Genomic DNA, 9,902 nt, shown 5'->3' on the forward strand with positions numbered 1-9,902 from the left:
GAGATAATGTCGGCTCACCGGTCCAATTGCCGATGAGCCATTACCTGCCCTCCACACAAAAGAACTGACAGGCCCCGTCCGTCCGCAAGGGACGAACTCGGACGTCGGCGTTTCGTTCCAACCCTGTTCAAAGACGTCATCATCACGGGTCCGGCGAGCGGTCGATTCGAATTCCGTCGGGCCCGTACGTGGATGCCCTTGAAGCCAACGCTGGTGCTGACGCACTCCACTGCGTAGACCCGGATTGACATCCTCCCCAAATCTCCCCGACAATTCCCAGTCACCTCAAACAAAGGTGACCAGGAGTGGAAACCTGCGAAAACATAGGCGACCAGCCGCCGCACGCGGCTAATTTTTCTATGGAACCGCAATGTCCAACTCCTCCGCCCACATCGGCCAGTCCATCCCCTTGCAGTACCCCGAGCGCACGCTCACCCTCTCCCGGCAATCCGACCTGCTCGCCGACCTCATCCGCATCACCTTCCCGGCAGACACCCCCACAAAACTAAGCGTCCAGGAACTAGCCTACCAACTAGACGCGCTGCGCAACGACGCCCAAGGCATCGCGCAGGAAAGCTGCGCCGACTTGCTACGCGTAAGCGCGGGCCTTGGCTCGGTTCTGAGATTGCTGGATTACGACAGTGACGAGGTAGAAGACAGCCACGGCCTGCATTGCTTGCTGACGCCGTTGAAGCAGCAGTTGGATGCGGCTTTGAATCGGGTGCAGGGGCTGCTTTGAGGTAGTGGGAAGGGGGCCGAGTAGGCTCTGCGCGTGTCGCTACTGCGGCCCCCTCCCAAACTGTCGGTTCACGGCTGTCATTCCACGAACGGAAGCAGGCGCCTTCGTTCGCTACGGAAGCCTAGCCCGCAGCCAGTCCCAACGTGTCGGGGGCAGTGTTACATGGCCCTTACCATCGCGCGCGCCGATGTCATACAGCACATGGTCGTGAAACCAAAGTAGGCGCGGAACATCGGGGTCAAGGTACGTGCGTTCTGCGAGTAATTCGTCGCTACGCGCAGCATAAGGGCGAAACAAAGTGCCGTACTCACGCGCTAAATAGCAGGTTTCACCGATGTAGTCGCCAGAATTCTCCCGCTTGCATTCGTGCTGCGCGATGTCGGCGGGTGCACAGGCGCCTTCGATTCTGGCGGTGCGGGCGGCGATCGGGGGCGGTTGCGTAGGCGGGGTGCAGGGCATCCCGTAGGAGCTACGAGCGCTTCCACATCCTCAATGATGCAGCATGCGCGGCTCGCGCCTGAGCACCCACAGTGTGCGGAATGCACTGAACGGTAGCCGCTTTTCTGATCGTTTCATAGCCGCCCTCGTCGCCGAATTTCTCATTGAATTTCGTACTTGTCCGATTGCGGCATAGCGTTTCTCGCTGCACGATACCGTCCTGGTATTTGTGAAAATCACTTGCGGATCGGTGCGCCAGCACCGGCGCAAGGTACATCAGGTTCAAGCCTCATGGCCTTGCGGATCTTGTAACTTCACCTGCAGCGGAGCGTTTGGGTTCAATTCCAGAATAGTCTCGTAGACATCCCGTTTCCAAGTCCATAGGCTTGGGAAGCCAAATTCATCGGAGCAGCGGATTTCTTCGGGAGCCCAAGTCACGTCAGGTGGCCCGGGTTGTTTCGCATTGCGTCAGGAATGCGCCGAGGGCGCCTGACATCACGGAGCTTACTTGCATGCGTAACCGCTTGCCGTTTTTTTCTCGTACCGTCACCGTGTCCGGTGAGGGGTTGCCGGAACTGATGGGACAGCCGCTGTTGGTGTTTTCTCGCATATCCGGCACTGAGGGCATTAACGCCCTTTTCGAGTACGAACTGGAGTTGAAGACCCCCGACGACCGAAATGCCCTTTACGGTCCGGCAGGCGACTTTGATATGGAGGCCATGCAGGGGAAGGAGCTCACCGTCAGTATTGAATTGGACGGATCTGGCACCGGCCTGGCCGGTGGCCTGGGTCGGGGCACGCGGGAAATCACCGGCCTCGTCACCGAAGTTCGGGGGCCGTTCTATGACAACGAGCGCATTCTGTACCGGCTGACCCTGCGTCCGTGGCTGTGGCTGGCAACACTGACGAGCAACTACAAGCGGTTCCAGAACATGAACGTACTGGAAATCGTCGAGGCGGTACTCAGCAACTACACCTTCCCCGTCGAGCGTCGCCTGCTGGATAGCCAATATCCTCAGCGCGAATATCAATTGCAGGCCGGTGAAACCGATTACCAGTTCGTGCGGCGCCTGCTCGCGGAATGGGGCATATCGTTCTTCTTCGAGCATTCAAAAGGTCACCACCGTCTGGTGCTGACCGATGGCAACGGGGCTTTCGAGGTCATTCCCAGTGCTGCGTATCACACCATCAGCTGGTATCCATCCTCTGACCGCGTTGACGAAGAACACCTCTATCAGTTTGAGGTGCGCGACCGGCTGATCACCGGAAAATGGACGCACGGGGATTACGATTTCAAGCAACCGCGCGCTCACCTCAACGTGTCTGCCGAAGATCCGCGCGACACCAGTCATTCGACCTACGAGCTGTTCGACTGGCCGGGTGACCACGCCGAGCCCGCAAGCGGCAAGGTAGCTCGCGCCGAGGGCGACATGCGGGCGCGCATCCGCATGGAAGCCATCCGCCAGCATGGACACCGTGTGCGCGGCAAAGGGAATGTCCGCGCGATGGCGCCGGGCAATACGTTCACGCTCGCGCGCTCCCTGCGCGAGAAGGCCAACCGCGAGTACCTGGTTTTCGATACACGCCTGCTGATCGAGGATGTGGGCGAGTTCTCGGGCAGCGGCCAGCAATGGCGCTGCGAGGTGGAATTCGAGGCGCAGCCGACCCACGAGATTTTCCGGCCCGAATGGGTCAGCAAGCCCTACATCGGCGGCACGCATGTCGCGAAGATCACCGGTCCGGTCAATCAGGAAATCTGGACCGACGAATTCGGTCGCGTGCGCTGCGAGTTTGCCTGGGACCGCTACGGCAACAGCGACGAGAACAGTTCCTGCTGGATTCGCGTCGCCAATTTTGCGTCGGGGAGCCGCTTCGGCAACACGCACCTGCCGCGCATCGGACAGGAGGTGGTTGTGGCCTACCTGGGCGGCGATCCGGATCGGCCGATCATCGTCGGGGTGGTGAACAATCAGGAAAATCTACCGGCGTGGAACCTGCCGGGTCAGCACGCGCTGTCCGGCTACCAGAGTAAAGAGCTATTCGGCGAAGGCCGCAACCAAACGCTCTATGACGACACGCAGGGCCAGCAGCAGGTGCAGGTCGCCTCGGCCCACCAGAACAGCCTGTTGGCGCTCGGCCACAACGTCCGCGTGAACGATTGGCAGGGGCGCAGGGAAAAGCGCGGCGAGGGCTTCGAGTTGCGCACCGATGGCAAGGGGGCCATCCGCGCAGACGGGATGCTGATCACCACCGAGGCCCGAGGCAAGGCAGACGGCCATGTGCTGGCAATGCAGGAAACGATCCGGCGGCTGGAACAGGCATTGGCCGAAGCCCGCAACGTGCTGGAGGCCAGCGTGGCGGCACTTGCGCAGACCGATGAACAGAAGCATGTGGCGCAGGCCATTGCCGAACAGAACGACGCCATCAAGGGTACAGGCGAAGCGCTGGGCGAACTGTCACAGCCGATGATGGTCATGGCGAGTCCTGCCGGGATCGCCAGTACGACACCGAAGACCACGCACCTGCACAGCGGCGACCATACGGCGCTGACCACGGGCAAGCATTTGTCCATTTCGGCGGGTCACAGCATTGTCGGCAGCGCGGCCAAAGGTGTCTCGCTGTGCGGCCATACCGAAGACGTGAAGCTGATCGCCTGCAAGGGAAAAGTCGCGGTGCAGGCGCAAGACAACGAAATGGAAGTCGTGGCGCGCGACACCCTGAAGGTCACCAGCACCGAAGGCAGGATCGAAGTCACCGCCGCCAAGGAGATCGTGTTCAACGTTGGAGGCACTTACTACCGCATGACGCCCAACGGCATCGAGAGCGGCACCAGTGGCGCATGGACGGTGCACGCGGGCAGCAAGCAATTGACCGGCCCGAAGACTGCCAGCGTGCCGATGCCGAGCTTCGGCAAAGGTTACGAGGGCTTCTACAAGCTGCATTGGGATGGCACCGACCACCTTGCACCGTACCAGCCTTACCGCATTACGCGCGCCGATGGCAGCCTCATCGAAGGCGTGACCAATGCGGACGGGGAGACTGCGCTCAAGCTGGCCGAGTTCGGCGAAACCGTAAAGATTGAAATTCTATAAGACAGCTTATGGCGACCCATTCCGCACGTCCTTCGCAAAAGCCGCTTGCCAGAACGCCCGCGCGGCCCGCGCCGAATCCGGAGTTGACCCTCAAGCCGGGCGGCGCGGTGTGCAAGGTGGTGCTGCCGCTGCGCCCATTGCGCATCTATTTCCAACTGTTTCCGGGTATCTCCCGCACTGAGGCCGAGCGCGGGTTGGCTGGCCTCAGCTACAAAGTGCGCATCCCTGGGCAATCGGACAGCGAAGGCACGACCGGGGCCAACGGCCAGATTCTCTTGCCGGGCCTGCAACCTGGCATCACAGGCGAACTGGAGATTCTTGGCACGCTGATCCAGTTGACCGCGCGTGACTACAGCGATGACGAGAAGACCGACGGCACGACGACGATGGGCATCCAGGGTGCCAAGCGTCGCCTGATGGTGCTGGGTTACTACGACAAGCCCTATCGGTCCGTACGTCCCGGGCAAGTGGCTGTGTCGCAGATTCCCGATGACAAGCTGGACCACATCGAAATCGAGGACGCGATCCTGCGCTTTCAGGTGGACAGCGGCTTTGAGCCCAATGGCGAAATTGAGCGGCACGAACTCGCTGGTAGCAAGATCGATCCGTCGCAGGCCTTTGGCTTTCACCGCGACCTCACTGGCTCGAACGTCAAGCGGTTTCACCCCGACTTCGTCGCCAAGCTGGCAGCGGGCGGCGGCAGCGCCCCTCCGGGCACCATGGAGCCATGTACCGTCCCGCCCCCGCCACGACCGAAAGACAAAGGCACAGCCGGATCCGCCACGCCGGGACCGTCGCCAAAACCGCTGGCACGCGAAATCTACGATGGACACCGGTTTGTACCGGTGCGTTTCGTGCGGTACAACGAATCGACCACCTTTCATCCGGGCAGGCCCGAACTGGACGAGCGCGGCTACCGGGAGCATGACGGGCCAATTGTGAGCCTGATGGCTGGACAGAGAATTGACCTGTTGCTGCTGCGCCTGCATGTCGGGGCAAGCGTGCCGCTGAGCTTCGTCAGCACGGATGAAAGCGCGGTGAAGATCAGTCAGGTGACGGGTGACCTGATCGAGCTGACGGGCATCGCTGGTCTGCGCAACAAAGCGGAAGGAGCGACGGCCGCAATTGAAGTGCGCTATGGCAGTCCCAGCGGGCCGCTACTACATACCCTGGCTGTGCAGGTCTACGCGCCCATCAACGTTGCTGTGGCGGTGCATTTCGTGTCCATTGGGCAGGCCGGCAAGCCGGAGATTCCACGGGTTGCCCCGTCCCTTCAGCGTCCAAGGCTTGGACCCATCTTCGACAAGATCAATGACATCTGGCGGGCAGCGGGGGTTCGCTTTGAGGTCAAGCAATGGCTGAATGACACCATCGACCTGACGCAAGCAGGGGCGATGACCGTCAGGCCTGCCAAGAACGGGCAACCTGCAGTGAACGAGTTCCCCGCGGTGACCAATCTGAATCGCAAGGCGAAGCATCTGAACATGTATGTGGTGGAATCCACAATCGGTAGTGGCATTGGCTGGGGGCTTTGCAATACCGCCCTGGTGGCCGCCGAGCAGATGCATGGCGGCCTGCCTTCCAGTCAGGATCAGCTCATCCAGACTTTCGCCCACGAGATCGGGCATTTTCTCGGACTATCGCACCCCGCAACGCATAACCCCGAGGGGGACGATGTTCACGTGCAAATTCAGGGCAGGGATGAACGCCACAACCTGGAGGATTTCTGGTCTCGCCGGATGCTGATGTATGTCTATATCGGTTTGAACGGCATCGGTCCACTGGACGCCAGTACCCGGCAACGAGGACGGCAACAGGATGTTGGCAATGGCTGGCATGTGGGCGGCAAGATGCTGTGCTGCAAGACGGTGCCGAAGGTCGTGTCCTCTTCGAGATTTTCTGAAATTGTCATGGCACGCGGGATCGCACTACTCAACAAGTCTGAATCGTCAACGGAGAAGAAAACGGCATGGTCACCACCGTCCGACAACGCTGGGCAAGGCGTTTTTGCCTGAGTCTGCTGCTCACCTCCACCGTAGCGGTACCACGGGTGTGTGCTGCGCAAGATCAAGTCATACAGGAGCAAACGAATATGCCTGGCCTGGCACAAATGATCGACCACGAGCAGTGGGATGAAGCTTATGCCTATGTTCGTCGGCAACAGAACGCCATCGTGCCGGAAGTCCGCGCCATCGTGAGCGACCCAAGAACGAGCAGTACCGCGATGGAAATTGCCTACGGTTTTCTGCGGAAGGTTCCCACGCTTGAATCGGCGACACTACTGGCGCAAGGCTTGGGAAAAGGGGGCGGTCGAACAAGCGTATTTGGCTTGATCGAGAACCCTCGTCCTGAGGTCTATCCCATTCTCAAAGAGAAGCTCCAACCTCCAAAGGAGGAGGAAAACAAGAACCTCCTGCTCACGATGGCGCAGATCCCCGTGCCACCGGAGCAGCGCATCGCCGACCTGAAGCCCTATGTGGGAGCAAAGGACTATGGCGTGCGGGTCGGCGCGGTCTTCGGCCTCGCGCTGCTGGACGACCCCGGCAGTATGGAACTGATGACGCGTGCGCTGGGTGCGGGTGACCGCGACGGGAAAATGGTCCCGCTCATGATCTTCTATCAGTTCCGCGCATGGCGCACGCCGAAATTTGTGCCGGTGCTGATTCCCGTGCTGAACGACCCCATGCCGATCAAGGATATCGGACTGCGCCGCTATAACGCGGATGGCAGCGAGTCGGCCATGACACCCCAAGAACTGCGCTATCTACGCGCCCGCGACTACGCGCTGAACATCATTGTCAAGACGCTGAAAATCGACGTGCCGTTCAAGATCGAGGACGACGTGACCTATTCCAAGGAGCAACGCGAACTGGTCAAGCAGAAGCTGCGTGATTTGGGTTACACGGTGACCGATGAGCCCCATCCGGTCACGAACGGAGTGTAAGCAAGATGGCCGACATGGACCCGCAAGGTATCCCCTCGCCCGAGCCGGACAACAAACCAGCAGCCGGTAGCGATTCGCAGCCGACGTCTCGCTGGATGCCGCCGCAGCGAATTTTTGAGCAGCGTCTCGCCGATGTGCAGCGTGCCCGGAATCCAATCTTGGAGGCATCAGGGCGCTTGGTTCGTTGTCTCTGCGACCTACCGGAGCGGTTGGCTCCGGCGGAAACGGAACGTCTGCGCGAGTTGATCAACGAAGAGCTGGACACGTTCAAGGCACTGGTCGAGCGCGCCAACGTCAAGCGCGAACATGTCATTGCCTCGCACTATGCCATCTGCACGGCGTTGGACGACGTAGTCTTGCAGCAAGAATGGGGGCAGGGCTGGTGGGCCAGCCACAGTCTGCTGGTTCAACACCACCAGGACAATCTGGGCGGCGAGAAGGTATATCAAGTGCTGGGCCGTCTGGTGGAATCGCCCGACGAGCATATTGCGGTCATCCACCTGATCTACCACTTGATGTCCCTGGGATTCATGGGGCGGTATCGCACGATGACCGACGGAGACCGGCAGCATCACACGATTCGGCAGCGCTTGTACGACTTGCTGTTGAAGCACTACGGCCCCGTCCCCCAAGGACTGTCGCCGCACATTGAATCCGCGCCGCCGGGGCGCTTTCCTCGTCTGTACAGTGTGTCGCCGTGGACGACGGCTGCAGTGCTTGCCGTGGTTCTCCTGGGGATGTTCGCTTGGATGAAACACGAGTTGCTGCTCAGGCAGCATGATCTGCAGCAGCAGATTGAGGCCATTGGCAGGATGACGCCGCCACCGTGGCCCCAGGCGCTGCATCTGGCCGAATTGCTCAAGGATGAGGTCGCACGTGGCGTGGTGACGGTCCACGACAACGACCGGGGCGCCACTGTTGTATTCCGGGGCGATGACATCTTCCGTGCCGGTCAGGCTGATGTGAACAAGCGACTGTTGCCAACGCTCAACAAGGTGGCCAGCGAAATCAACAAGGTGCAAGGTAAGGTGCAAGTGATTGGCCACAGCGACAACCAGCCGATCAAGAGCGTGCGCTTTCCGTCCAATCAGGTGCTATCCGAAGAACGCGCCGCCGTCGTCAGTGCTTATCTTGCAAGTCAAGGGGTCGCCAAGGGCCGGCTCGAAGCGATTGGCAAGGGGGATAGCGAACCCGTTGGCGATAACAAGACCATCGCTGGTCGCGCTGCAAACCGGCGTGTCGAAGTGGTGGTAACCCAATAGTCGAATAGTCGAATAGTTGCAAAGCCAATCCAAATGCCAAGGAAACTCATCAAGAAAGGCGATAAGACCACGCATGGCGGCGAAGTCATCAGTGGGTCCGCCAGCGATTTGCTGGACGGCCAGCCAATGGCGCGCCTGGGTGATCTCGTCAGTTGCCCGCTGATCTACCCGGATGGCCGGCCGCACGGCACTAACAAGATCGTGGAGACGAGCTCCGGGCTAACGGTCGAAGGCGGCGTCGTGGCTTGCGAGGGGGACCGCACAGCGTGTGGCTGCCAGTTGATTGCGAACACCGACACGAGTGCGGGGGTATAGTCAGATGCGCGATTTTTCCTGCCTGTCCTGGTCCCCTGAACTGTCTTATCTGCAGGCGGGAATGATCGCCGCCAAGGTTGCGAAGCGAGTCGTGTTGCGTGCAGACGGCGGTCTTTCCAGCATCGTGAGTGTCGGCGTGATGGAGGTTACTTATCCTGCCGAGCCGGTGACGCTGCGTTTGGACCGCGTGGCGAGCATGGACATCGGTGACCCGGCACAGGTCATTGAACACGACATGACGGGTGTGGCCGGCATGGTGTCGCACGACATTCACTTTCACGATGGCAGCCGTGCCCAATACGCCGTCAATGCGCATGGGAAAATCGTGGCGTTCGAAGCAAAATCGATCGCGCTGGAGATCAGCGCAGACAACCACGTAAAGCTGATATCGGCACCTGTGCCATCCTGGGCGGCCAAGCTGCACGCACGTCTCGATGCACTCAAGACCTTGCGCCTTGCTTTGCTGGCCGGGGGCATGCTGGCGCTCGGCCTGCTGCTCGGCTGGTTTCTGCCGGCGTGGCTGGCTGTGTCGAATCCCTTTGCCTTGGGGTGCCTGCTGATCATCGGGTTGGCGTTGGGCGCGGCAGGATTCGCCTGGCGCATTCCTCGCAGCCTGCCTGTCGCACTTGGCGTCTGCAACGCCATTGCATTGCCCCTCGTGTGGGTGCTGTTTCAGCTACGGCCGCTAGCCCCTGGGTTACCTAGCCCAACGATTCACCGCGATGCGGCGGTCTTGTTTTCCTTGGAATTCGTCGTGCTGGCGGGTCTGATACTGACGATTCTGCACTACCGTAGACATGCACCTGCGACCGTTCATGTTGTGCACCGGATCGACGGCAGGTATCTGGTCGAACAAGAGTCATCCTGTCTACTTGGCATCAGGCTGAATGGCGAAACATTTTGAGGCGCGCATGATAGTGCCGGTCGATTTATACCCCTCAGGGACTTTTTTAGGCGAGCGCGCCGGGTATCAGCGAGGTGATAAGGGGATGATCTACATCTACGCGCGACCTTTGATCCGCCTATCGCGTTTTGAGTGCGCGCGCAGTGTGGCGGGGCCGGGGTAGGGGGCTTGCTTCGGTTGGGCGCGTGGCGTTCTTGCGGGCTCGGGG

At 60.3% G+C, this 9,902-nt stretch carries 8 protein-coding genes; 7 read left to right on the forward strand and 1 reads right to left on the reverse strand.

Annotation, left to right across the window (positions count from 1 at the left end):
* The first annotated feature begins 370 nt into the window (after window positions 1-370).
* Window positions 371-739: a DUF1484 family protein gene (locus tag AC1RWI_RS37105; RefSeq protein WP_492870790.1), complete on the forward strand. Its 369-nt coding sequence runs from the start codon at window positions 371-373 to the stop codon at window positions 737-739.
* 469 nt (window positions 740-1,208) lie between these two features.
* On the opposite strand, the gene AC1RWI_RS37110 is transcribed toward AC1RWI_RS37105, so the two are convergent.
* Complete coding sequence (locus AC1RWI_RS37110) at window positions 1,209-1,463, reverse strand: hypothetical protein (protein WP_492870791.1); 255 nt, start codon at window positions 1,461-1,463, stop codon at window positions 1,209-1,211.
* A gap of 226 nt (window positions 1,464-1,689) precedes the next feature.
* Here AC1RWI_RS37110 and AC1RWI_RS37115 point away from each other — a divergent pair, with 226 nt between their 5' ends.
* Genes AC1RWI_RS37115 through AC1RWI_RS37140 form a run of 6 tightly spaced genes read left to right on the forward strand, consistent with a single transcriptional unit; the run spans window position 1,690 to window position 9,694 of the window.
* Window positions 1,690-4,269 (forward strand): type VI secretion system Vgr family protein, encoded by a 2,580-nt coding sequence (locus AC1RWI_RS37115; protein ID WP_492870792.1) that lies wholly within the window; start codon window positions 1,690-1,692, stop codon window positions 4,267-4,269.
* Between the two features lie 8 nt (window positions 4,270-4,277).
* Window positions 4,278-6,284, forward strand: coding sequence for a zinc-dependent metalloprotease family protein (locus tag AC1RWI_RS37120; RefSeq protein WP_492870793.1), 2,007 nt, complete (start codon window positions 4,278-4,280; stop codon window positions 6,282-6,284).
* Window positions 6,239-7,213: a hypothetical protein gene (locus AC1RWI_RS37125; RefSeq protein WP_492870794.1), complete on the forward strand. Its 975-nt coding sequence runs from the start codon at window positions 6,239-6,241 to the stop codon at window positions 7,211-7,213. The genes AC1RWI_RS37120 and AC1RWI_RS37125 overlap by 46 nt, the downstream gene beginning before the upstream one ends.
* A 5-nt stretch (window positions 7,214-7,218) precedes the next feature.
* Entirely contained in the window at window positions 7,219-8,475 is a 1,257-nt protein-coding gene (gene tssL, locus AC1RWI_RS37130; RefSeq protein WP_492870795.1) for a type VI secretion system protein TssL, long form, read from the forward strand.
* Window positions 8,476-8,508: 33 nt separating this feature from the next.
* On the forward strand, window positions 8,509-8,790 hold the full coding sequence (locus tag AC1RWI_RS37135) for a PAAR domain-containing protein (RefSeq protein WP_492870796.1): 282 nt from the start codon (window positions 8,509-8,511) through the stop codon (window positions 8,788-8,790).
* A 4-nt stretch (window positions 8,791-8,794) separates the two neighbouring features.
* Complete coding sequence (locus AC1RWI_RS37140; RefSeq protein ID WP_492870797.1) at window positions 8,795-9,694, forward strand: hypothetical protein; 900 nt, start codon at window positions 8,795-8,797, stop codon at window positions 9,692-9,694.
* The last annotated feature ends 208 nt before the right edge of the window (window positions 9,695-9,902 follow it).

The sequence above is a fragment of the Cupriavidus sp. MPR-AND1C genome, assembly GCF_058809705.1.